Genomic DNA, 21,079 nt, shown 5'->3' with positions numbered 1-21,079 from the left:
GAGATGATGTTCTGGCTGCCGTCGTACTTGTCGTCGTTGACACCCATCACGATGGTGATGTCCTCACCGGTCGCCGGCGCCGAGATGACCACCTTCTTGGCCCCGGCCTCCAGATGCCCGCGGGCTTTGGCGGCGTCGGTGAAAATCCCGGTCGACTCCACCACGATGTCCACCCCCAGATCCCCCCAGGGCAGCGCCGCCGGACCCTCCTTGACCGCCAGCGCCTTGATCTTGGTCTCACCCACGATCAGGGTGTCCCCGTCCGCGCGCACGTCATAGGGCAACCGGCCCAGGATCGAATCGAACTTCAACAGATGCGCCAGCGCATCGGTGGAAGTCAGGTCATTGACCGCGACGATCTCCAGATCGGCGTTCTTGCCCGCTGCTTTTTGCGCGTCCAGGGCCCGGAAGAAGTTACGTCCGATACGCCCGAAACCGTTGACGCCGATCCGAATAGTCACTGCTGTACTCCCTCGCCGGTAATCCTGGACAGGTCATGCGGTGAATCCTCAGCCAGCCTAGTGCTGTGACGAACTCCACGTGCAGTACGCGACGCGCGCCCAGCGCGTCGGCGGCGTCCGACGACCCCGAGGTCAGTTGAACTTTCGCGGCAGCAGCCGGTACCGGGTCCGTTCCGGATCGGCCCGGAACCAGTCGAGCGTCTCGCGGATGCCGTCGTCCCAGCCGGTGGCCGTCAGGCCGGCGAGTTCGCGAATCTTGCTGTCGTCCAAGACAAATGATCGTTCGAATTGGTAGAGCAATTCACCGCCCTCGCGGACCAGCGGTACGAATGGACTGAGTAGTCGAACCGTTCTCGCGGTCATGCGTCCGACACCGGGCGTGGTGCCGGCCTGCCGTCCGGCGATGGCAATCAGGGCGCGTCCGGTGGTCGGCGCGGCGACCGGAACGTGGAACACCTCGCCCCCGACACCGGCTCGCTGCCCGAGATCAGCCAGCGCCCTGCCGAAATCGCCGATGTAGGTCGGGGTTATCGGCAGGTCCGGGTCCCCCGGCCACACGGCACGCCGCCCGGTGAGTGCGGCGGCGAAGACGTTGGACGCAACGAGCGACACCACCCGCGGACCGTAGAGCTCACCGGCGCGACCGATGACTGTCTCGGCCTGCCCCCGCACGTGCGCTGCGGAAATCATTTCGGCGACCAGCGCGCGCAGGGCCCCCTTGTAGGCCACCGGGCGGATCGGCGAGTCCTCCCGCATCGGGCCGTCGACCTTGCCGTACATCCACGTGTCGTCCGCGTACACCAACCGGGCACCAACGTGACCAGCCGCATCGATGAGCGAGGTCGCCATGTCCACATACGTCGGCAGCCACGCGTCCATGGGCGGCAGCGCGCAGTGGTAGATGGTGTCGGCGCCACCGCAGACCTCGATCATCTGCCCGGTGTCCGTCGCGTCGGCTGCGATCGCATGCACGCCCGGCGGAGCGCCGCGCCCGCTCCGGCTGACGGCCCGCACGGTGTGGCCTGCCGCCAGCAGTTCGGTGCACACCACCGAACCAGTTGCCCCATTTGCTCCCACGACAACGTGAATACTCATGCGCTCCATCCTCTACATTTGTAGAGGAACATTACTCTACATCTGCAGAGAGGAGCGGGGCATGGTTGAAGATCGACGTACCGTCGTGGCCGGGGGCGCCATCGCCGCGCTGGCGACCAGGGGCGCGCGTGGGCTGACGCATCGGGCAGTTGATCAGCTTGCCGATCTGCCCGAAGGCTCGACGTCGTACTACTTCCGCACCCGTGCCGCCCTGCTCCAGGCATGCGCAGAGCACCTCGTCGCCCGGACGGTGCAGGTGATGGGACCGGCGCTCGAAGAACCGGACCAGATCGACCTGCAGGAACTGGCCGAGCTCGCCGCGCAAGCCGTCTGCGCCTGGACGGCGGAGGACGGGTCACTTGTGCTCGCCCGCCACGAGTTGCTGCTGGAATCCGCCCGGCAGCCCGAGCTACGCCAAACACTGACCGCGGCGAGCGGCTACCTACAGAACTGGCTGGAAGACCGGATCGCCGAACTCGGCATACCAGCGGCGTCCGAACGCGCCGCCGAGCTGATCGCGTGCCTCGACGGCATCGCCCTGGCGGCCGCGGTCGCGGGGCAGGCAGACGACGACGCGCTGGCCCGCAGCGTCACTCGCGTGGTGCGCGGGCTGCTGGCCGAACGGTAGCGGCTAGGCGTCGTCGAGCAGGTCCGGGGTGACGGCGGACTCGGTGTCCGGAATACCTTCCAGCTTGGCCTTGCGGTCGGCCATCGACAGCAGGCGCCGAATCCGGCCTGCCACAGCATCTTTCGTCATCGGCGGGTCGGCCAGCCGGCCCAGTTCCTCGAGCGAGGCCTGCCGGTGCTCGACGCGCAGCCGGCCCGCGGCCGACAGGTGGTCGGGCACCGTGTCACCGAGGATGTCGAGCGCCCGCTCGACCCGCGCCGCGGCCGCGACCGCCGCCCGCGCGGACCGGCGCAGGTTCGCGTCGTCGAAGTTGGCCAGCCGGTTGGCAGTGGCACGCACCTCGCGGCGCATCCGTCGCTCTTCCCAATTGAGCCGGGTGTCCTGGGCGCCCATGCGGGTCAGCAACGCGCCGATGGCCTCGCCGTCGCGCACCACCACGCGGTCGCTGCCGCGGACCTCGCGCGCCTTGGCGCTGACCCCGAGTCGCCGGGCCGCACCGACCAACGCCAGCGCCGCCTCCGGTCCCGGGCAACTGACCTCCAGCGCCGACGACCGACCGGGCTCGGTCAGCGAACCGTGCGCCAGGAACGCGCCGCGCCACGCCGCTTCGGCGTCGCCGACGCTGCCGCCGACCACCTGGGCCGGCAAGCCGCGCACGGGCCGGCCACGCAGATCGAGCAGTCCGGTCTGACGCGCGAGCGCCTCACCGTCCTGCGCGACGCGCACCACGTACCGGGTGCTCTTGCGGATACCGCTGGCCGACAGCACGTGCACGACGGCGTTGTAGCCGTACAGGTCGTAGATGTCCTTGCGCAGCCGCCGGGCGATGCTGCCCAGGTCGACCTCGGCCTCGACGACGACGCGTCCGGCCACGATGTGCAGGCCGCCGGCGAACCGCAGCAGCGACGCCACCTCGGCCCGGCGAGCGGTCACCGAGTTGACGACCAGCCGGCTCAGTTCGTCCTTCACTTCCGAAGTCATCGCCACGAATCGTCACCTCTTGGTCCTTCAGGGGCCGGCTGCTGACGGAGTAATCCGTCGGCCGACCGAGCGGCGGGAGTAGATGGCTCGTATGCGGGCCGGGCCGGTGCGCTGCCATTGAGACGCACCCGCTCCAGAGCAGCCGCAAGCCGTGCCGGGTCATGTAAAGGTGTACCAGGTCGGGATACGTCAGCAAACTCGACCTGAGCCTCGAGAAACGACGCCGCCCGGCGCAGTTGGTCGCGTTCCCGCTCACTGGGGACGCTCGCGGCGTCGACGATGATGTCGTGCACCGTCAGGCCCGGCGCATGCTGCGACAGCACGTGCACGTGACGTTCGGCGGAGAACCCGGCGGTCTCCCCCGGCTCGGCGGCGAGGTTGAGCACCAGGGCCCGGCGCGCCTCGGTCGCCTGCAGCGCGGCCAGCAGCTGGGGCACCAGCACATGCGGGATCACACTGCTGAACCACGAGCCCGGACCGAGCACCACGAGGTCGGCCGACATGATGGCGTCGACGGCCTGCCGGGTGGCCGGCGGATCGCCCGGCAGCAGCCGCACCCGGCGCACCTTGCCCGGGGTCGTCGCGACCGCGACCTGACCACGGATCACGCGGCTCATCCGCGGATCGGCCTCGAGCCCCGACACGTCGGCCTCGATCTGCAACGCGATGGGACACATCGGCAGCACGCGGCCCTTGACCCCCAGGATCCGGCCCAGCTCGTCGAGCGCGGCGACCGGGTCTGCCAGTACCTCGTTGAGGCCGGCGAGCAGGAGATTGCCGATCGGATGCCCGGCCAGCGCACCGCTGCCGTTGAAGCGGTGCTGGATGATGGTGGCCCACAACTGCCCGTGCGGACTGTCGGATGCCAAGGCCGCCAACGCCATTCGCAGATCACCCGGCGGCACGATGTCCAGTTCGGAGCGCAGCCGGCCCGACGAACCGCCGTCGTCGGCGACGGTGACGACGGCGGTGACGTGCGGCGTCAGCCGGCGCGCCGCGGACAGCGTCGCGTACAAGCCGTGCCCGCCGCCGAGCGCCACGATGCGTGCGGGAGCCCGATCTTCCGTCATTCGCGCCCCAGATCCCGGTGCAGCACGCGCACGGTCAGGTGGTCGCCGCCGCGCAACCGGTTGGCCAGCGCTTCGGCGATCGCCACACTGCGATGCTTGCCGCCGGTGCAGCCGATGGCCACGGTCATGTAGCGCTTCCCCTCCCTGCGATAGCCGTCGATCACAACCCCCAGCAGCCGATGGTAGGTGTCCAGGAACTCGGCGGCGCCCTCTTGTCCCAGCACGTAGTCGCGAACCGCCGGATGCTGCCCGGTGTGGGGCCGCAACTCGTCGACCCAATGCGGATTCGGCAGGAACCGGACATCCATCACGGTGTCGGCGTCCATCGGCAGACCATATTTATAGCCGAAACTCTCGACCGTCACGCTCGTCCCGGCGACGGCCTCCCCACTGAAGGCGCGTTCGATGCCGGCCCGCAGCGCCGGTACCGGCAGCGTCGAGGTGTCGATGATCAGGTCGGCCGTGGCACGCACGGACTCCAGCAATCTCCGTTCGGCGGCAATGCCTTCCGCGAGTGTCTGGTTGCCCTGCAGCGGGTGACTGCGCCGGTTCTGTTCGTAGCGGCGCACCAGGATGTCGTCGGACGCCTCCAGGAACAGCACCCGCGGGAAGACGCTGCGAGTCGCCAATTCACGGCGAACGAAATCCAGGTCGCCCGTGAAGCCGCGCGACCGCACGTCCATCACCACAGCCAGCTTGGTGATGCGCGATCCGGCGGCCAGACCCAGCTCGACCATCCGGGTGATCAGCTCCGGGGGCAGGTTGTCGGCGACGTACCAGCCGAGATCCTCGAGCACCTTGGCCGCGGTGCCGCGCCCGGCACCGGACAGACCCGTAACCAGAACCACGTCGATCTCACCGGCAGCACCGTCCATCTGATCGTCCGTCACGACTTCTTCCATCCCCCGCTGCTCGTCCGCTGGTGCTGCGCGCTCACTGCTCTGTCCGATCATTGCCGATATCCGTCGGCGCCGCCCCCGGTTCCGGCTGGGAATCAGAGCGCAGCGCATCGACCACCGCCTGCGCCGTCGCCGCCCCGATGCCCGGCACCGCCGTCAGTTCGTCGACGCCGGCCTCCTTCAACCGTGCCACCGAACCGAAGTGGGTGACCAAGGCCTTGCGCCGGTGCTCACCGAGGCCCGGGATCGCGTCGAGCACCGACGCCGTCATCCGCTTCGACCGTTTGCTGCGGTGATAGCTGATGGCGAACCGGTGGGCTTCGTCACGCACGCGCTGCAGCAGGTACAGGCCCTCGCTGTTGCGCGGCATGATCAACGGGTCCGGATGCTCGGGCACCCACACCTCTTCCAGACGCTTGGCCAGCCCGATGACCGCCACATCGGTGACGCCCAGTTCGTCGAGCACCGCGGCCGCCGCGTTGACCTGCGGCGCGCCGCCGTCGACCACGAACAGGTTGGGTGGATACGCGAATCGCTTTGGCCGCGCCGGGGTTTCGGTGGTTTCGGGGTCTGCCGGCACCTGGGTGTCGGCGACGTGGCGCGCGAAGCGCCGGCGGGTGACCTCGGCGATGGACGCGACGTCGTCGGACCGGCCGTCACCGGCAGCCTCCCGGATCGCATAGTGCCGGTAGTCGGACTTGCGCGGCAACCCGTCCTCGAACACCACCAGCGAGGCCACCACGTCGGTGCCCTGCACGTGGCTGATGTCGACGCACTCGATGCGCAGCGGCGCGTCGTCCAACTCCAGCGAATCCTGAATGCTCTGCAGTGCTTCCGATCTGGCGTTGAAGTCACCGGCGCGCTTGAGCTTGTGCTGCGCCAGCGCGTCCTGCGCGTTGCGTTGCACGGTGTCGGCGAGGGCGCGCTTGTCGCCGCGCTGCGCCACGCGCAGCTGCACCCGCGAGCCCCGCAGACCCGACAGCCAGTCGGCGAGTTCGCCGGCGTTGTCCGGAAGTACCGGCACCAGAACCTCTTTCGGCACCGGGTTGGTGGTCTCGTCGGTCGGCCCGGTGCCGCGCAGTTCGGCCTGATCGCCGTAGAACTGCGTGAGGAACTGGCTCACCAGATAGTCCTCACCGGACTCCCCCGGTTCGCCGGACTTCTCGATGACCCAGCCGCGCTGACCGCGGACCCGGCCGCCCCGGACGTGGAACACCTGCACGGCGGCTTCCAGATCATCGTCGGCGAACGCCACCACGTCGGCGTCGGTGCCGTCACCGAGCACCACGGCCTGCTTCTCCAGTGCCCGCTTGAGTGCCGAGATGTTGTCCCGCAGCCGCGCCGCCCGCTCGAACTCCAATTCCTCGGCGGCCTCGGCCATCTGCTGTTCCATGTCCCGCGCCAGCCGGTCGGTCTTGCCGGCGAGGAAGTCACAGAAGTCCTCGACGATCTTGCGGTGCTCGGCCGCGGTCACGCGGCCGACGCACGGCGCCGAGCACTTGTCGATGTAGCCCAAGAGACAGGGCCGCCCGATCTGGTTGTGCCGCTTGAACACTCCGTTCGAGCAGGTGCGCGCCGGGAACACCCGGGTGAGCAGATCCAGCGTCTCGCGGATGGCCCAGGCGTGCGAGTACGGGCCGAAGTACCGGACGCCCTTGCGCCGCGGGCCGCGGTAGACGAACAGCCGCGGGTACTCCTCGCCCAGGGTGACGGCCAGCACGGGGTACGACTTGTCGTCGCGGTATCGGATGTTGAACCGCGGATCGAATTCCTTGATCCAGTTGTATTCCAGTTGCAGCGCTTCGACTTCGGTCGTGACGACCGTCCACTCGACGCTGCCGGCCGTGGTCACCATCTGCCGGGTCCGCGGCGCGAGGGCCGACAGGTCGGCGAAGTACGAGTTCAGCCGGCTGCGCAGGCTCTTGGCCTTGCCGACGTAGATGACCCGACCGTGCGGATCCCGGAACCGGTACACCCCCGGTTCCAGCGGGATGGTCCCGGGCGCAGGCCGGTACGTCGATGGATCAGGCACTGTTACAGGTTAGTTCGACGGGCTGACAGCATCGATGAGCTCGCAGAACGCCGCGGCCTTGGCCGCGTAGTTCGCGTACAGGTCGTAACTCGCCGCGCCCGGCGACAGCAGCACGGCCGTCACCCCCGGCACGGCGGCCGCGACCTGCACCGCCGCCTGCAGACTGTCGACGGGGTGCACCGACGCGGGCCGCGCCGCGGCGAAGCGGCGGCCGATCGCGGTCCCGTTGGTCGGCCCCTGGATGAGGTGAACGTCACGTGCACCCGAGAGCAGATAGTCGTCGATCTGGTCGTAGTCGAGCTGACGGTCCATGCCACCGACGATGAGCGCCACCCGGTCGTCGGGCCGCATCGAGCGCAGGGCGGCGACCACGCTCTCCCCGGTGGTGGCCAGGGTGTCGTCGATCCACCGCACGTCCCCGGTACGGCGCACGACCTGAAGCCGGTGCGGCAGGGCCTCGAATGTCGTTACCGCGCCGAGGAATTCGTCTTCGGTCACCGGGCGGCCGAGCACCTCCGCCGCCGCGGCGGCAGCCAGGGCGCCGTTGACGACGTTGTGCTCGTAGGCCATGACGTAGTCGCCTTCGGGACGCGTCACGTCCGCCGGGCCGACGGTGCGCACCACCGGCGGCAGCGCGATGCCGAGGCGTTCCAGCGCGGCGAGCACCTGCGGTGTCGTAATCAGCACCTCGCCGCCGCAGGCGAAGATGTTGGCCTTCGCGCCGTGGTAGGCGTCGATGTCGCCGTGCCAGTCCAGGTGATCCTCGAAGAGGTTGGTGATCACCGAGATCCGCGGTGACGCCGTCACCAGTGCGCACTGCTGGCTGGACAGCTCGGCGACCACGACGGCGTCCGGCCCCGGCTCCAGATCCGAGAGCGGAGTGCCGATGTTGCCCGCCACCACGGCGTCCGCGCCGAGCCGGCACAGCAGGTGCGACAGGAACGACGCCGTCGTGCTCTTGCCCTTGGTCCCGGTGACGCCGACGGTCTGCGCGGCGTAGCGGCGCAGGTACCAGTCGGCGGCACTGGACAGTGCGGCGCCGGCGGCGCGCAACTCGGCGAAAACTGGCTGGTGCCAAGGTATTCCGGGGCTGAGGAACACGACGTCGGAGTCCGCCAGCCGGGTCAGGTGTTCGGCGCCGCGCCACAGGTTCAGGTTGGCGATGTCCGTCGGGGCGTCCAGGGTGCCCCGGCCGGCGTCGTCGACGGCGTCGATCCGCGCCGCGCCCGCCGCCGCCGCGGTCCGGGCCAGCGACTGGCCCTCCTTGCCGAAACCCCAGATGCCGACGGCGGCACCCGTGAGTTGCGGGCGTTGTGCCGTCATGGCCGAGCGTCCAGGGCGGCTCGGTAACGCTCGGGCACGTACTGCACCGCCGGGCTGTCGTCGTGGTCGGCGGCGACGCGCGCCAGATCCGCTCGTGCACTGCGGAACTGCTCGACCAGCGGCAGCCCGGCCCAGGCCTCGTCGTCGAGGATCGTCAGCATCGACTCGGCGGCCTCGTAGTACTCACCGACGCACTCGAACGGCTTGTGCGCGCCCACCCCGAGGATGTCCTCGAACTCGGCACGGCTGTCGGTGTCCTCGAACAGGTTTCGCCCGAAGATCGCCTCGACCTCGGCGCGGCCCAGCCGCGGTGCCATCAGCACGAAGACGAACTGGCACTTCGGGCAGTGTCCGCACCAGGTGGCGCCGCGGCGGCCGGCGTCGAGCGCGAACGGCCGGTTGCAGCTGATGAACGCGCGGAAATACTGCGGGCTGGCGGCGAACCGGTCGGCGATCTGCGACTCCGACAGACCGCGCAGCAGCGAGAAGTACCGGTCCGGGTTCAGTCCGTACGCGGCGAGGGTGTCGCGCAACAGCGTCTCGTAGGTGACGCTCTTGGACCACTGGTGGTTGATGTCCTGGCCCATCCATTCGACATTGCCGACATTGGACGAGCGTTCGTTGGACAGCACGACCGGCCCCAGGCCGTTGGCGTCGGCCACGATCAAACCGATGATGCTGTTGATCGCGGTGACCGGGATGTGCCCGTTGTAGGCGCCGGCGGCGTTGACGTCGATGAGGGTGCGGTCGATGGTCCGCATGACGCGCACGTGCGGCAGCCCACTGATCTCGACACACCGGTCGATCGGGTCGAACTTGTTGACGTTGAACAACACCGGCCGCAGCGGCGCGAGCGCTTCGATGGTCACCACCGAGTCCTTGCCGCCGCCGACCGGCACCAGCGGCGCCGCGTCGGGGTTCCAGGTATCGGGTTGCGGCTCGCCGATCTCGGCACGGTCGCCGGTGATCTCCGGGCTCAGTGCGCCGGGCAGGTTGTTGCGGTAGGCGTACTCGCCCAGGCCACCGGCCAGCACCTGCCGCAGATACTCGCGTTCGAAATCGTAAGTCGGGAAGGCGATTTCGATCTGCGGCGGCGCGGCGGCCTTGTAGTAGCTCAGCGAGCAGGTCAGCGTCAGCAGGCGCAGCAGCCGGTCGTCGGGCCGGCCACCGCCCAGGGTGTCGCCGAAATCGATGGTCTCGGCGAAGCTGACATCGTCGGCGGAGTCGGCCCCGCACATGGTGTAGCGCCCGTGGAAGACGCCGCCCTCGATGTCGTAGCCGTCGATGCGGAACGACTTGTAGGACTGTGGGACAAAAGGTTTGGTCACAGTTGCTCCAGGAACGGCGGATGGGCGGGATCAACGGGAACGGCGTGATCGCCGAGTTGTGCGACGGGGTGCGTGCGGTATTGCGGCGAGATCCACCAGGCGCGCCGCACCTGGTCGACGGGCACGGCGGCGCGCCGCGGCAGGGCGCGCACCAGACCGCAGGCCTGCAGTGGCCCGAGGATCGAGACCGGTTCGGTGTTCTCGACGCCGACCAGCGCGGCACCGATGTCAAGTACCAGCGCGCCGACCACGGCCGGGGTGACGTCGGGGCCAGGTGCGATGCCGTCCACGCAGCCCTGTTCGGCGAGCCGGCGCAGCAGCAGGTCCACGGTGCCCAGGCTGGTCGTCCGGGCCGCCATGCGCAGCCACAGCTCGTCCGTCGCGGCCGGTGGGGTCCAGTCGCCGTCCCGCCGGCCGATCCGCACCGGCTCGGCGGCATGGACCTGCGACGGCGTGCCCGTCACCGCGCACCGGCAGCCGTCGGTGATCGTGACGGTCGCGGCGATGAGTCCCGGCCCGGTCGACAACGGAGCCAGCGCGGCGTCCAGATCGGCGGGAGCAGGCATGGTCAGCCCGAAGTAGTCCGCGGGTTCGGCGAGGTGCTGCCAGAGCCACGGGGTGTCGACGGTCCGGCCCTGGTAGATCGGCACGGTCACCGTCGGGTACGCACCAAGGCGGCCGACCAGTTCGGCGGGTGCGATCGCCACGGAGTCGGGCGGCGAAGGCATGCGAAAATCGGTCACTATCAGCAAATTCTATCCCATGGGAGGGAGCACCCAGGTGGGGGTGATCCGGCTCACCGAAGCCGACTGGCGGATGTTCGCGGCGCTGCGGCTGCGCGCGCTGGCCGATTCCGCGGGCACCGACGATGCCGAGTACCGCAACGAGATGAGCTTCACCGGGACGCAGTGGCGCCGGCGGCTGCGCGCGCACGCCCAGTTCGCCGTTGCTCAAGAGGACCAGCTGGTGGGCCTCATCGCGGCGCACCGGGCCAGCCCCAGCTCGGTGTACCTCTACTCGCTGTGGACCGATCCGGTCGTCCGCGGCCGCGGCGTCGCGCGCACCCTGTTGACCGCGGCCATCGACTGGGGCCGCGGCCTCGGCGCGCGAACCGTGACGCTGCGGGTGCACCGCGACAACGCCGCCGCGCTCGCGGTCTACCGCGCCTTCGGGTTCGTCGCCACGGCCGACCCGGCCGAGGGTTCCCCAAGCACCGGCCCGGTGGACGAACTCACGATGTCTTTGACGCTGAACTGAGGTCCGGGCGGTATTTCGCGACCAGCTCCCGGAGGCGGTCCATCGCGTCGACGGCCCGGGCCTTGTCGACGGTCTGGATGGCCATGATCGGGACGTACTCGTCGTCGGGCAGGTCCACCCGCGCCCATCGGGCGCCCAGCGGGAACGACACCCCGACGATGTCGGACCAGGCAATGGTCTTGTCGCTCAACACGTTACGGACGACGATGCCGGCCGGCCCGACGCGCAGCCGGGACCGGGTCGGCAGCAGCACCGCACCGGCCAGGATGACCCCGAGCAGCGCCATGGACACCTGGTCGGCGGTCTGGAAGATCACCCCGGTGGCACCGATCTTCAGCAGCGCCCCCACCGTGACGTGCACGGCGATGATGACGGCGGCCGCCGCGTACGCGACGTACTTCACGCGCTGCGGCCGGACCTCGAGGTCCCAGCTGCCGGTTTCCTTCGTCATCGACGCAGGTCGCGCAGGGTGATCGCGGTGGCAAGGGCCGCCGATGCGGCCTGCTCGCCCTTGTCCTCCGCCGAGCCGGGGAGGCCGGCGCGGTCGATGGCCTGCTCTTCGGTGTTGACCGTCAGCACACCGTTGGCGACCGGTGTCGACTCGTCGAGCGACACCCGTGTCAGACCCTGCGTGACGGCGTCACACACGTAGTCGAAATGCGGTGTGCCGCCGCGGATCACCACGCCCAGCGCGATCACCGCGTCATGGTTCTTGGCCAATTCCTGTGCCACGACCGGGATTTCGATGGCACCGAGCACGCGGACCACGGTCGGTTCGGCGATACCCGATGCGGTGGCGACCCGGAGGGCGCCGTCGAGCAGCGCGTCACAGATCTTGGTGTGCCACGTGCTGGCGACGATGGCCAGCTTGATCCCGGACGCGTCGAGCGCCGGCATGTCCGGCACACCGACACCACTCATTTACCTTCTCCGTCTGTTGCGTCACCGGCGAAATCGTCGAGGCCGATGAGGTCGTGGCCCATCCGGTCCCGCTTGGTCATCAGGTACCGGATGTTGTCGGCGTTGGGGCCGATGGGCAGCGGCACGCGCTCGATGATGTGCAGCCCGTAGCCGTCCAGGCCGACACGCTTGGCCGGGTTGTTGGTCAGCAGCCGCATTGAGCGGATGCCGAGGTCGACCAGGATCTGCGCGCCGATGCCGTAGTCGCGGGCATCGGCGGGCAGGCCGAGCTCGAGGTTGGCATCGACGGTGTCGGCGCCGGCATCCTGCAGCTGGTAGGCCTGCAGCTTGTGCAGCAGGCCGATGCCGCGGCCCTCGTGGCCGCGCATGTACAGCACCACGCCACGGCCCTCGTTGGCCACCATCTCCATGGCGGCGTCGAGCTGGGGGCCGCAATCGCAGCGCCGGGAGCCGAACACGTCACCGGTCAGGCACTCGGAGTGCACGCGCACCAGCACGTCGTCGCCGTTCTCCGGGGAGACATCGCCGCGCACCAGCGCCACGTGCTCGACGTCCTCGTACATGCTGGTGTAGCCCACGGCCCGGAACTCGCCGTGCCGGGTCGGGATGCGGGCCTCGGCGACGCGCTCGATGTGCTTCTCGTGCTTGCGGCGCCACTCGATGAGGTCGGCGATGGAGATCAGCGCCAGGTCGTGGTCGTCGGCGAACACGCGCAGCTCGTCGGTCTGGGCCATGGAGCCCTCGTCCTTCTGGCTGACGATCTCGCAGATCGCGCCGGCGGGCTGCAGACCGGCCAGCCGGGCCAGGTCGACGGCGGCCTCGGTGTGGCCGGGGCGGCGCAGTACGCCACCGTCCTTGGCGCGCAACGGAACTACGTGTCCGGGCTTGGTGAAATCGTCCGCAACGGCATCCGGATCAGCCAAGGCCTGCATGGTCTTTGCCCGGTCGGAAGCCGAAATACCGGTTCCCACACCCTTTTTCGCGTCCACCGTGACGGTATAGGCGGTGCCGTGCTTGTCCTGGTTCACCGCGTACATCGGCAGCAGGCCCAGCTTGTCGCAGATCGCGCCGTCGAGCGGCACACACAGGTAGCCCGAGGTGTAGCGGACCATGAAGGCCACCAGTTCCGGCGTCGCCTTCTCCGCGGCGAAGATCAGATCGCCTTCGTTCTCGCGATCTTCGTCGTCAATGACGACAACAGCCTTGCCCGCCGCGATATCGGCAATCGCCCGCTCGACGGAATCAAGCCTCGTCATCTCCACCACCCTTGCCGTGGCCACATCAGGGCCATGTTGATCACCTACCAGTATGAACCACTGGTACCGGCCGACTTACTCCCGCCGGTCCGCTCAGCGGACAGGGTAGGACCGGGCGCTACTGCGCCGGGGTGAGCAGCCGCTCGACGTATTTGGCGATGACGTCGACTTCCAGGTTCACGGTGGTCCCCACCGGGGCACGGCCCAGCGTCGTCAGCTGCAACGTGGTTGGAATCAGAGAGATCTCGAACCAGTCGCCCTGCTCGTCACGGCCCAGGCCGGACACCGTCAGCGACACCCCGTCGACCGTGATCGAGCCCTTCTCGACCACGTACCGGGCCAGCTGCGGCGGCAGCGCGATGCGCACGACCTCCCAGTGCTCGGACGGTGTGCGCGACAACACAGTGCCGGTGCCGTCCACGTGGCCCTGCACGATGTGCCCGCCGAGCCGGCTGTTGATCGCCGCGGCGCGCTCCAGGTTCACCCGGCCGCCGACCTCGACGCCGGCGAGGCTGGACCGGTTGAGGGTCTCGGCCATCACGTCGGCGGAGAACGCGCCGTCGGGCAACACCTCCACAACCGTCAGGCAGACGCCGTTCACCGCGATCGAGTCACCGTGCCCGGCATCGGTGGTGACCAACGGGCCGCGGATGACGAACCGCGCCGCGTCGGCCAATTGGTCCTTGCTGACGATCTCGCCGAGCTCTTCGACAATGCCGGTGAACATGGACCTCAGCCTAGTCATCGGCGTCCGGCGGGCCGATCGAGGCAACTTGTTAGTCGGGCGCACCTATTACGATGCAGGACATGCAGACGCGCAAACGCTCCGCCATGCTTGTTTCCCTACTCTCCACCGTGATGGCCGGGGTGCTCCTGGTCTCCGGATGCTCGAAGTCCGAGGCCCCCTCGGCGCCGCTGCCCGACGCCGCGGCGCTGCTCAAGCAGTCCGCCGACACCACCCGCGGCCAGCAGAGCGTGCACCTGGTCCTGACGGTCAACGGCAAGATCGCCAAGCTGACGGTCACCAAGCTCACCGGCGACATGACGCTGACCCCGGCCGTCGCCGGCCAGGGCAAGGCCAACCTGTCGGTGGGCGGCATGGGCGTCCAGGACGCCCCGTTCGTCGTCTACGACAACCACCTGTACGCCTCGCTGTCGTCCGGTGGCCCGCTGTCCGACTTCGGCCCCGCCGACGCCATCTACGACATCTCGGCGATCCTGCGCCCGGAGACCGGCCTGGCCAACATCCTGGACAACTTCACCGATGCCAAGGCCGTGGGCCGCGAGGACATCAATGGCGTGAAGACCGTGAAGGTCACCGGCACCGTCAGCGCCGAGGCGGTCAACAAGATCGCCCCGCAGCTCAAGGTCACCAGCTCGCTGCCGGGCACCGCCTGGATCGAAGAGGGTGGCAACCACCAGCTGGCGCAGGCGCAGCTGGAGACCAGCCCGGGCAACAACCTGCAGATGACGCTGACCGACTGGGGTAAGCCGGTCACCGTCAACAAGCCCGACGTTCAGTAATGGCCGGGGGTAGCAACCGCCACGTCGCCATCGCCGCAGGCAGTCTCGCGGTCCTGCTCGGCGCGCTCGACACCTATGTCGTCGTGACGATCATGACCGACATGATGAAGGACCCGCCGGACGGGATCGGCATCCCGATCAACAAGATCCAGCAGGTCACGCCCGTGGTCACGTGGTACCTGCTGGGCTACATCGCGGCGATGCCGCTGCTGGGCCGGGCCTCCGACCGGTTCGGCCGCAAGCTGGTGCTCCAGGCGAGCCTGGCGCTGTTCGCGGTCGGCTCGATCGTCACCGCGGTGGCCGGCATGTTCGCCCCGGCGAACGAGATGGTCGAGCCGCTGATCCAGCTGATCGTCGGCCGGACCATCCAGGGCGTCGCCAGTGGCGCGCTGCTGCCGGTGACGCTCGCGCTGGCCGCCGATCTGTGGGCCGCGCGCAACCGCGCCGGGGTGCTGGGCGGCATCGGTGCCGCGCAGGAGCTGGGCAGCGTGCTGGGCCCGCTGTACGGCGTGGCCGTGGTGTGGCTGCTGCACGACTGGCGGGACGTCTTCTGGATCAACGTGCCGCTGACCCTGGCGGCCATGGTGATGATCCACTTCAGCCTGCCGTCGCGTGTGGAAACCGAGACGCCGGAGAAGATCGACGTCCTCGGCGGCGTGCTGCTGGCCGTCGCGCTCGGACTGGCGACGTGGGGTCTGTACAACCCCAACCCGGACGGCAAGCAGGTGCTCCCGGAAAACGGGCCGCCGTTGCTGATCGCCGCCGTGGTCGTCGCGGTCGCGTTCTTCGTGTGGGAGAAGTTCGCCCGCACCAAACTGATCGACCCGGTGGGCGTGCACTTCCGGCCGTTCCTGGCGGGCCTGGCGTCGTCGCTGTGCGCGGGTGCGGCGCTGATGGTCACGCTGGTGAACGTCGAGCTGTTCAGCCGTGGCGTGCTCGGCATCGATCAGGCGCACGCGATCTTCAAGCTGGCGTGGTTCCTGGGTGCGCTGCCCGTCGGCGCCCTGGTCGGCGGCTGGGTTGCCACCCGGGTCGGCGACCGGATCGTCGCCTTCGTCGGTCTGCTCATCGCGGGGGGCGCATACCTGCTGGTGTCGCACTGGGACATGGATGTGCTCTCGGCGAGCCACGACCTGGGGATCGTGACGCTGCCTACGCTGCCGACCGACCTGATCATCGCCGGCCTTGGCTTGGGTCTGGTCATCGGGCCGCTGACGTCGGCGACGCTGCGCGTGGTCCCGACGGCACAGCACGGCATCGCCTCGGCCGCTGTCGTCGTGTCCCGCATGATCGGCATGCTCATCGGTATGGCGGCACTGACGGCATATGGCCTGTACAAGGTGCAGCAGGCGCTGGCCTCGATGCCGCCGGTGAAGGGCGGCAGCCTTGCCGAGGCCGCGGAGCAGATCACGCGTAATACCAGGACTGCCTACACCATGCAGTACAGCTCGATCTTCCTGATCACCGCCGTCGTCTGCGTGGTGGGCGCGCTGGCCGGTCTGCTGATCGCCGGTCGCCACGAGCAGGCCGAGGAGCCCGAAACCGCTCCCGAGGTCGATCCCGCGCCGGTGGCGTAGGCCGTAACGACAACGGAGCCGCAGAGTCGATCGACTCTGCGGCTCCGTTGTATCTGGCCTGTTGTCCGGGCTAGCAGCGCTCGATGCCGGGACGCATCAGCACAACGTTGTCCGGGATGTACGCCGGGGTCGGCGCGGGGTCCGGGTGTGACCCGTTCGCGTGGGCCGCGAGGCGTTCCAGCGCGACGTCCACGGCCTCGTCGAACTCTTCGACGACGCTCAGCACCGCCCGCAGGGGCCGGCGGAACATCATGTCCCTGATGCCATCTTCACTCGGACGGAAGCTGAGCCAGTCCTGCAGTGCAGTCATGCTCTTATCCTTTGCTCGTGATCACCTTCGCTCTAACGACATCGGTGAGCGCGATATTTCAACCGGATCCAGGTGATCCGGTTCATGGACTCAATTTTACGGATGCGAAATCGTGGCCTCCTGCACGAATGTCGGGCCGTCGATCTCGAAGTGGTAACGATTAGCAAAACTAAAGATGGGCCGCGGTGAGCCCACTCACATTGGGCGCCACGGTGAATCGCACATCTCAGCCACTGTCGGGAATCAGTTCAGGTCTTGGGACCCGCCGCACTGCTCGGCCGAGCCGCTGAAAACGGCACGAAAAGTTCGCTGGAAGCGCCCGAGCAATCAGTTCGGAACCAGGCTGAGCCGCACGTCGGCGCCGACGGTCTCGACGCCGTCGAACCGCCAGCGGCGGGCCTGCGAGATGGTCGGTACGCCGGCGTCGTCGATCGCCGTGATCGGTCCGCCCAGCAGCGTCGGCGCCAGATACGCCAGAATCCGGTCCACGAGTCCCGCCCGGACGAATGCGCCGGCCAGCGTCGGCCCGCCCTCGAGGATCACATCGGTGCGGTCCGACAGCGCCTGTAGCACCTCGAGCGGGTCGTGCGTCCGGATCACCATGGTGCGGGAATCGTCGTTGAGGACGTTGGATTCCGACGAGATTTCGCGTTCCCCGACCACCACCCGCAGCGGCTGACGGGCCGCCAGGGTGCCGTCGGCCAGCCGGGCGGTCAGCGTCGGATCATCGGCCAGTACCGTCCCCGTGCCGACGACGATGGCGTCGGCCGCCGCGCGGTGCCGGTGTACGTCGGTCCGGGCCGCGGGGCCCGTGATCCACTGGCTGGTGCCGTCGGCGGCGGCGCTACGGCCGTCGAGACTGGCCGCGAACTTCCACGTCACATGGGGCCGGCCGGTGCGCTGACGGTGCAGCCACTCGCGCAGCGGCCCGCCACTGACCTCGTCGGCGAGGACACCCGAGGACACCGTCACGCCGGCATCGGTCAGCCGCTGGGCACCGCCCGCGGCCACCGGATTGGGGTCGGCCACGGCGAACACCACGGCCGCCACCCCGGCGTCCAGCAGTGCGTCCACGCACGGGCCGGTGCGGCCCTGGTGGTTGCATGGCTCGAGCGTCACCACGGCGGTGCCGCCCGCGGCCCGGGTCCCGGCCCGTCGCAGCGCCATGACCTCGGCGTGCGCCTCCCCCGGCGGCTGGGTCCCGCCGACACCGGCCACTTCGCCGTCACGGTCCAGGATCACCGCGCCGACCGGCGGGTTCGGGTAGGTGGTGCCCTTGACCGCGTCGGCCTGGCCGATGGCCATCCGCATGGCGGACTCGATGGCCTCCGGCGTCACAGCACCAGATGCGGTGACGCGGCCGCGGCCTGACGCCGCAGGGATTCCACCGCGGCACCCGGATCCGCCGCGTTGTACACCGCGGAGCCCGCGACGAAGCAGTCCACGCCCGCCGCGGCCGCGGCTTCGATGGTGTCGTCGTTGATGCCGCCGTCGATCTCGACGACCAGGGTCAGCTCACCGGAGTCGACGAGGTTACGGACCAGCGCCACTTTCGGCAGCACCTCTGCGATGAACTTCTGGCCGCCGAAACCCGGCTCGACCGACATCACCAGCAGGGTGTCGAAGTCGCGCAGGATTTCCAGGTAGGGCTCGATCGGGGTGCCGGGCTTGACGCTCAGGCCCGCCTTCGCGCCGGCCGCCCGGATGTCGCGGGCGACGGAGATCGGGTCGTCGGTGGCCTCGGCGTGGAACGTCACGTTGTAGGCGCCGGCCTCGGCGTAGGACGGGGCCCAGCGCTTGGGGTCCTCGATCATCAGATGGCAGTCCATCGGGATGTCGGTGACCTTGAGCAGGCTCTCGACGACCGGCAGACCCAGGGTCAGGTTGGGGACGAAATGGTTGTCCATGACGTCGACGTGCAGCCAGTCGGCGCCCTCGACCGCCGCGGTCTCGTCGGCGAGCCGGGCGAAGTCGGCCGAAAGGATGGACGGGGCGATCATTGGTCCTGCCATGGCGGTCAGACTACTTTGAGCGCGGCCGCGAACATCGCATCGGTGCCATGCCGATGTGGCCATAACTGCACATGCGGTCCGGGGCCCAGCCGATCGGCCGGGGCGAACAGCGGGCGGGTATCGATCTGTTCCACCGGCTGACGGCGCACCGCGTCGGCGATCACCCCGACGGTCTCGGCCAGGTGCGGCGAACACGTCGCGTACAGCACGACACCGCCAGGCCGGGTGAGTTTGATTGCCGCAGCGAGCAATTCACGCTGCAGCCGGGCGAGGCCGGGCACGTCCGACGGCTGCCGGCGCCACCGCGCCTCGGGCCGGCGACGCAGCGCGCCCAGACCCGTGCAGGGAGCGTCGACCAGGACGCGGTCGAAGGATCCGGGCTCCAGACCGGAGTCGCGACCGTCGACCCGGAGCACCTCGACACCCATGCCGGTGGTGTTGCGCTCCACCAGATCGGCGCGGTGCTCCGTCGGTTCGACGGCGGTCACCGTGGCGCCGGACTGCGCGGCGATGGCCGCCAGCATCGCGGTCTTGCCGCCGGGACCCGAACACAGGTCGAGCCACCGGCTGTCGTTGCCCTCCAGCGGCACCTCGGTCAGGGCGCGGGCCACGAGCTGGCTGCCCTCGTCCTGCACCTGCGCCAGGCCGTCCCGGATCGGGTCCAGCTGGCCGGGGTCACCGCCGGGCAGGTACACCGCGTACGGCGAGAACCGGCCGACATCGCCGCCGATCGCAGCGGCCAGCTCCTCGGCGCTGATCTCCCCGGGGCGCGCCGCCAGGTGCACGACAGGGCGTTCGTCGTCGCTGGTGAGCATCGCGTCGAGCTCCCCCGCGTCGGCGCCGAGGGCGTCGGCGAAGGACTGCGCCACCCAGCGCGGGTGCGCATGGGTGAACGCGGTGTGGCCGATCGGGTCGGCGGCGGCCGACGGCGCGAGCTCGGCGACCCAGGCGGCCTCGTCCTTACCCGCGATGGCGCGCAGCACACCGTTGACGAAACCTGCACGCACCGAATCGAATTCGATGCCGGCCTGCTCCACGGTCGTGTCCACCGCGGCGTGCGCATCGACGCGGGTGCGGAGCAGCTGATAGGCGCCGAGCCGCAGCAGATCCAGCAGGACCGGGTCGATCCGGTCGGTGGGCCGCCCGGCGGCGCTCTCGATCACCGCGTCCAGCAGCCCGACACAGCGGCAGGTGCCGTAGGTCAGCTCGGTGGCGAAGGCCGCGTCGCGGCCGCTGATGTCGCGCTCGCGCAGGATGGCCGGCAACGCGAGGTTGGCGTAGGCATCGCGCTGCGACACGGCGCGCAGCACGTCGAACGCGGCCCGGCGGGCCGGATCGAGTGGCTTGCGACGCGGGCCGCGCGGTGCCTGCGACCGGCCCGGCTGACGGTCCTGGCGGTCCCGGCCACCCGCGCGTCCCTGGTTGTTCGGCCGGCCCTGCCGTCCGCCGCGTCCGCTCCGTTCGGTCACCGGGCCACCACACCTTCGTCCAGCCGGGCGCCGCGCGCCCAGTCCGCCGCATTCATCAGTTTCTTCCCCGGCGGTTGCACCATGCCCAGGCGCACCGGGGTGCTCCCGGTGCCCACCAGCACGCCCGCCTTCTGCACGCGAATCGCGCCGGGCGCCAACGGTTCTGCCTCGACCGGAATCACCGGTCCGAGTTTCACCCGCAGGTCGCCGATCTCGGTCCAGGCGCCCGGGTTCGGCGTGACCGCGCGGATGCGGCGGTCGACGACGTGTGCGGGCAGGTCCCAGCGCACGCGCGCGTCCTCGACGGTGACCTTGGGCGCGATCGTCACGCCGTCGGTGGGCTGCGGCACCGCGGTCAGCGCGCCGTCCTCGACACCGTCGAGCGTCGTCTCCAGCAGGCCGGCGCCGGCGTCGGCCAGACGCGCCAGCAGGTCACCCGCGGTGTCGATGGGCCGAACGGCCTCGGTCAGCACGCCGTACACGGGCCCGGAATCCAGGGCCCGTTCGATCTGGAACGTGGTGGCGCCGGTCACCTCGTCGCCCGCGGCGATGGCGGCCTGCACCGGGGCGGCACCGCGCCACGCCGGCAGCACCGAGAAGTGCAGGTTGATCCAGCCCAGCCGCGGCACCGCCAGCAGCTCGTCGCGCAGCAGTGCACCGTAGGCGACGACGGCGCAGCAGTCGGGGGCCAGCGCGGCGAGTTCGGCGACGAACTCGGGTTCGTTGGGCTTGGCCGGGCGCAGCACCGGAATGCCTTCGGCCAGAGCAAGTTCCGCTACCGGGGACGGTGCGGGCTTGCCACGGCGACCGGAGGCCGCGTCAGGACGGGTCAGCACCGCGACCACCTCGTGGCGGGGCGACGCGATGAGCCGACGCAATGACGGCAGCGCGGGTTCCGGGGTTCCGGCGAAGACGATACGCACGATCCACCAGGCT

22 protein-coding genes are annotated in these 21,079 nt (G+C 69.6%); 4 read left to right on the top strand and 18 right to left on the bottom strand.

Going from position 1 to position 21,079, the window contains the following annotated elements:
- On the bottom strand, positions 1 to 461 hold a 461-nt coding region (locus tag BR47_RS0122550; RefSeq protein ID WP_020101593.1), incomplete at its 3' end, for a glyceraldehyde 3-phosphate dehydrogenase NAD-binding domain-containing protein.
- Between the two features lie 132 nt (positions 462 to 593).
- Positions 594 to 1,556 (bottom strand): NAD-dependent epimerase/dehydratase family protein, encoded by a 963-nt coding sequence (locus BR47_RS0122545; RefSeq protein WP_029120848.1) that lies wholly within the window; start codon positions 1,554 to 1,556, stop codon positions 594 to 596.
- Between the two features lie 61 nt (positions 1,557 to 1,617).
- Here BR47_RS0122545 and BR47_RS0122540 point away from each other — a divergent pair, with 61 nt between their 5' ends.
- On the top strand, positions 1,618 to 2,184 hold the full coding sequence (locus BR47_RS0122540) for a TetR/AcrR family transcriptional regulator (protein ID WP_029120847.1): 567 nt from the start codon (positions 1,618 to 1,620) through the stop codon (positions 2,182 to 2,184).
- Between the two features lie 3 nt (positions 2,185 to 2,187).
- Here the strand turns inward: BR47_RS0122540 and whiA are convergent, their stop codons facing one another.
- Genes whiA through BR47_RS0122505 form a run of 7 tightly spaced genes read right to left on the bottom strand, consistent with a single transcriptional unit; the run spans position 2,188 to position 10,545 of the window.
- Positions 2,188 to 3,165: a DNA-binding protein WhiA gene (gene whiA / locus BR47_RS0122535; protein ID WP_029105256.1), complete on the bottom strand. Its 978-nt coding sequence runs from the start codon at positions 3,163 to 3,165 to the stop codon at positions 2,188 to 2,190.
- Positions 3,162 to 4,235: a gluconeogenesis factor YvcK family protein gene (locus BR47_RS0122530; protein ID WP_020101595.1), complete on the bottom strand. Its 1,074-nt coding sequence runs from the start codon at positions 4,233 to 4,235 to the stop codon at positions 3,162 to 3,164. Before BR47_RS0122530 ends, whiA begins: the two co-directional genes overlap by 4 nt.
- The gene (rapZ, locus tag BR47_RS0122525; RefSeq protein ID WP_029120846.1) at positions 4,232 to 5,137 is read right to left on the bottom strand and encodes an RNase adapter RapZ; all 906 of its coding nucleotides are present in this window, start codon (positions 5,135 to 5,137) and stop codon (positions 4,232 to 4,234) included. The genes BR47_RS0122530 and rapZ overlap by 4 nt, the downstream gene beginning before the upstream one ends.
- Before the next feature lie 31 nt (positions 5,138 to 5,168).
- A complete protein-coding gene (uvrC, locus tag BR47_RS0122520) occupies positions 5,169 to 7,166 on the bottom strand; it encodes an excinuclease ABC subunit UvrC (protein ID WP_029120845.1) in 1,998 nt (665 codons plus the stop codon).
- Between the two features lie 9 nt (positions 7,167 to 7,175).
- The gene (murD, locus tag BR47_RS0122515) at positions 7,176 to 8,489 is read right to left on the bottom strand and encodes a UDP-N-acetylmuramoyl-L-alanine--D-glutamate ligase (RefSeq protein WP_029120844.1); all 1,314 of its coding nucleotides are present in this window, start codon (positions 8,487 to 8,489) and stop codon (positions 7,176 to 7,178) included.
- The gene (locus BR47_RS0122510; protein WP_029120843.1) at positions 8,486 to 9,817 is read right to left on the bottom strand and encodes a MurL-like N-terminal domain-containing; all 1,332 of its coding nucleotides are present in this window, start codon (positions 9,815 to 9,817) and stop codon (positions 8,486 to 8,488) included. The genes murD and BR47_RS0122510 overlap by 4 nt, the downstream gene beginning before the upstream one ends.
- Positions 9,814 to 10,545 (bottom strand): hypothetical protein, encoded by a 732-nt coding sequence (locus BR47_RS0122505; RefSeq protein ID WP_029120842.1) that lies wholly within the window; start codon positions 10,543 to 10,545, stop codon positions 9,814 to 9,816. The genes BR47_RS0122510 and BR47_RS0122505 overlap by 4 nt, the downstream gene beginning before the upstream one ends.
- A 34-nt stretch (positions 10,546 to 10,579) precedes the next feature.
- Between BR47_RS0122505 and BR47_RS0122500 the strand changes: the two genes are divergently transcribed.
- Positions 10,580 to 11,074: a GNAT family N-acetyltransferase gene (locus tag BR47_RS0122500; RefSeq protein WP_029120841.1), complete on the top strand. Its 495-nt coding sequence runs from the start codon at positions 10,580 to 10,582 to the stop codon at positions 11,072 to 11,074.
- Here BR47_RS0122500 and BR47_RS0122495 read toward each other — a convergent pair.
- The 4 genes from BR47_RS0122495 to BR47_RS0122480 all read right to left on the bottom strand — a co-directional run bounded on the left by BR47_RS0122495 (position 11,049) and on the right by BR47_RS0122480 (position 13,978).
- Positions 11,049 to 11,525, bottom strand: a complete 477-nt coding sequence (locus tag BR47_RS0122495) for a PH domain-containing protein (RefSeq protein ID WP_029120840.1) — start codon at positions 11,523 to 11,525, stop codon at positions 11,049 to 11,051. The two genes, BR47_RS0122500 and BR47_RS0122495, sit on opposite strands and share 26 nt — an antisense overlap.
- Complete coding sequence (gene ribH / locus BR47_RS0122490) at positions 11,522 to 11,995, bottom strand: 6,7-dimethyl-8-ribityllumazine synthase (protein ID WP_029120839.1); 474 nt, start codon at positions 11,993 to 11,995, stop codon at positions 11,522 to 11,524. The genes BR47_RS0122495 and ribH overlap by 4 nt, the downstream gene beginning before the upstream one ends.
- Positions 11,992 to 13,251, bottom strand: a complete 1,260-nt coding sequence (locus tag BR47_RS0122485; protein ID WP_029105258.1) for a bifunctional 3,4-dihydroxy-2-butanone-4-phosphate synthase/GTP cyclohydrolase II — start codon at positions 13,249 to 13,251, stop codon at positions 11,992 to 11,994. Before BR47_RS0122485 ends, ribH begins: the two co-directional genes overlap by 4 nt.
- A 118-nt stretch (positions 13,252 to 13,369) precedes the next feature.
- On the bottom strand, positions 13,370 to 13,978 hold the full coding sequence (locus BR47_RS0122480) for a riboflavin synthase (protein WP_029120838.1): 609 nt from the start codon (positions 13,976 to 13,978) through the stop codon (positions 13,370 to 13,372).
- An 80-nt stretch (positions 13,979 to 14,058) separates the two neighbouring features.
- Here BR47_RS0122480 and BR47_RS0122475 point away from each other — a divergent pair, with 80 nt between their 5' ends.
- Positions 14,059 to 14,775 (top strand): LppX_LprAFG lipoprotein, encoded by a 717-nt coding sequence (locus tag BR47_RS0122475; protein ID WP_029105259.1) that lies wholly within the window; start codon positions 14,059 to 14,061, stop codon positions 14,773 to 14,775.
- Complete coding sequence (locus BR47_RS0122470; RefSeq protein ID WP_029120837.1) at positions 14,775 to 16,352, top strand: MFS transporter; 1,578 nt, start codon at positions 14,775 to 14,777, stop codon at positions 16,350 to 16,352. The genes BR47_RS0122475 and BR47_RS0122470 overlap by 1 nt, the downstream gene beginning before the upstream one ends.
- A gap of 70 nt (positions 16,353 to 16,422) precedes the next feature.
- Here the strand turns inward: BR47_RS0122470 and BR47_RS0122465 are convergent, their stop codons facing one another.
- The 5 genes from BR47_RS0122465 to fmt all read right to left on the bottom strand — a co-directional run bounded on the left by BR47_RS0122465 (position 16,423) and on the right by fmt (position 21,066).
- Positions 16,423 to 16,662: a hypothetical protein gene (locus BR47_RS0122465; RefSeq protein WP_020101608.1), complete on the bottom strand. Its 240-nt coding sequence runs from the start codon at positions 16,660 to 16,662 to the stop codon at positions 16,423 to 16,425.
- 327 nt (positions 16,663 to 16,989) lie between these two features.
- Positions 16,990 to 18,000 (bottom strand): bifunctional diaminohydroxyphosphoribosylaminopyrimidine deaminase/5-amino-6-(5-phosphoribosylamino)uracil reductase RibD, encoded by a 1,011-nt coding sequence (gene ribD, locus BR47_RS0122460; protein WP_020101609.1) that lies wholly within the window; start codon positions 17,998 to 18,000, stop codon positions 16,990 to 16,992.
- Positions 17,997 to 18,674 (bottom strand): ribulose-phosphate 3-epimerase, encoded by a 678-nt coding sequence (gene rpe / locus BR47_RS0122455; protein ID WP_029105260.1) that lies wholly within the window; start codon positions 18,672 to 18,674, stop codon positions 17,997 to 17,999. The genes ribD and rpe overlap by 4 nt, the downstream gene beginning before the upstream one ends.
- Positions 18,675 to 18,679: 5 nt before the next feature.
- Positions 18,680 to 20,143, bottom strand: coding sequence for an RsmB/NOP family class I SAM-dependent RNA methyltransferase (locus tag BR47_RS0122450; protein WP_020101611.1), 1,464 nt, complete (start codon positions 20,141 to 20,143; stop codon positions 18,680 to 18,682).
- On the bottom strand, positions 20,140 to 21,066 hold the full coding sequence (fmt, locus tag BR47_RS0122445) for a methionyl-tRNA formyltransferase (RefSeq protein WP_029105261.1): 927 nt from the start codon (positions 21,064 to 21,066) through the stop codon (positions 20,140 to 20,142). The genes BR47_RS0122450 and fmt overlap by 4 nt, the downstream gene beginning before the upstream one ends.
- Positions 21,067 to 21,079 lie beyond the last annotated feature (13 nt).

The organism is Mycobacterium sp. UNC410CL29Cvi84, from assembly GCF_000686745.1.
Classification (GTDB): domain Bacteria; phylum Actinomycetota; class Actinomycetes; order Mycobacteriales; family Mycobacteriaceae; genus Mycobacterium; species Mycobacterium mucogenicum_B.
The sequence above is the reverse complement of the archived record's forward strand: the minus strand, read 5'-3'. Positions and strand labels throughout refer to the sequence as shown.

What these genes read in the sequence shown, in the direction of transcription:
- BR47_RS0122545 (WP_029120848.1), bottom strand. Translation starts at nt 1,556, where the DNA reads ATGAGTATTCACGTTGTCGTGGGAGCAAATGGGGCAACTGGTTCGGTG.
- BR47_RS0122540 (WP_029120847.1), top strand. Translation starts at nt 1,618, where the DNA reads ATGGTTGAAGATCGACGTACCGTCGTGGCCGGGGGCGCCATCGCCGCG.
- whiA (WP_029105256.1), bottom strand. Translation starts at nt 3,165, where the DNA reads ATGACTTCGGAAGTGAAGGACGAACTGAGCCGGCTGGTCGTCAACTCG.
- BR47_RS0122530 (WP_020101595.1), bottom strand. Translation starts at nt 4,235, where the DNA reads ATGACGGAAGATCGGGCTCCCGCACGCATCGTGGCGCTCGGCGGCGGG.
- rapZ (WP_029120846.1), bottom strand. Translation starts at nt 5,137, where the DNA reads ATGGAAGAAGTCGTGACGGACGATCAGATGGACGGTGCTGCCGGTGAG.
- murD (WP_029120844.1), bottom strand. Translation starts at nt 8,489, where the DNA reads ATGACGGCACAACGCCCGCAACTCACGGGTGCCGCCGTCGGCATCTGG.
- BR47_RS0122505 (WP_029120842.1), bottom strand. Translation starts at nt 10,545, where the DNA reads ATGCCTTCGCCGCCCGACTCCGTGGCGATCGCACCCGCCGAACTGGTC.
- BR47_RS0122500 (WP_029120841.1), top strand. Translation starts at nt 10,580, where the DNA reads ATGGGAGGGAGCACCCAGGTGGGGGTGATCCGGCTCACCGAAGCCGAC.
- BR47_RS0122495 (WP_029120840.1), bottom strand. Translation starts at nt 11,525, where the DNA reads ATGACGAAGGAAACCGGCAGCTGGGACCTCGAGGTCCGGCCGCAGCGC.
- ribH (WP_029120839.1), bottom strand. Translation starts at nt 11,995, where the DNA reads ATGAGTGGTGTCGGTGTGCCGGACATGCCGGCGCTCGACGCGTCCGGG.
- BR47_RS0122485 (WP_029105258.1), bottom strand. Translation starts at nt 13,251, where the DNA reads ATGACGAGGCTTGATTCCGTCGAGCGGGCGATTGCCGATATCGCGGCG.
- BR47_RS0122480 (WP_029120838.1), bottom strand. Translation starts at nt 13,978, where the DNA reads ATGTTCACCGGCATTGTCGAAGAGCTCGGCGAGATCGTCAGCAAGGAC.
- BR47_RS0122475 (WP_029105259.1), top strand. Translation starts at nt 14,059, where the DNA reads ATGCAGACGCGCAAACGCTCCGCCATGCTTGTTTCCCTACTCTCCACC.
- BR47_RS0122470 (WP_029120837.1), top strand. Translation starts at nt 14,775, where the DNA reads ATGGCCGGGGGTAGCAACCGCCACGTCGCCATCGCCGCAGGCAGTCTC.
- BR47_RS0122465 (WP_020101608.1), bottom strand. Translation starts at nt 16,662, where the DNA reads ATGACTGCACTGCAGGACTGGCTCAGCTTCCGTCCGAGTGAAGATGGC.
- rpe (WP_029105260.1), bottom strand. Translation starts at nt 18,674, where the DNA reads ATGGCAGGACCAATGATCGCCCCGTCCATCCTTTCGGCCGACTTCGCC.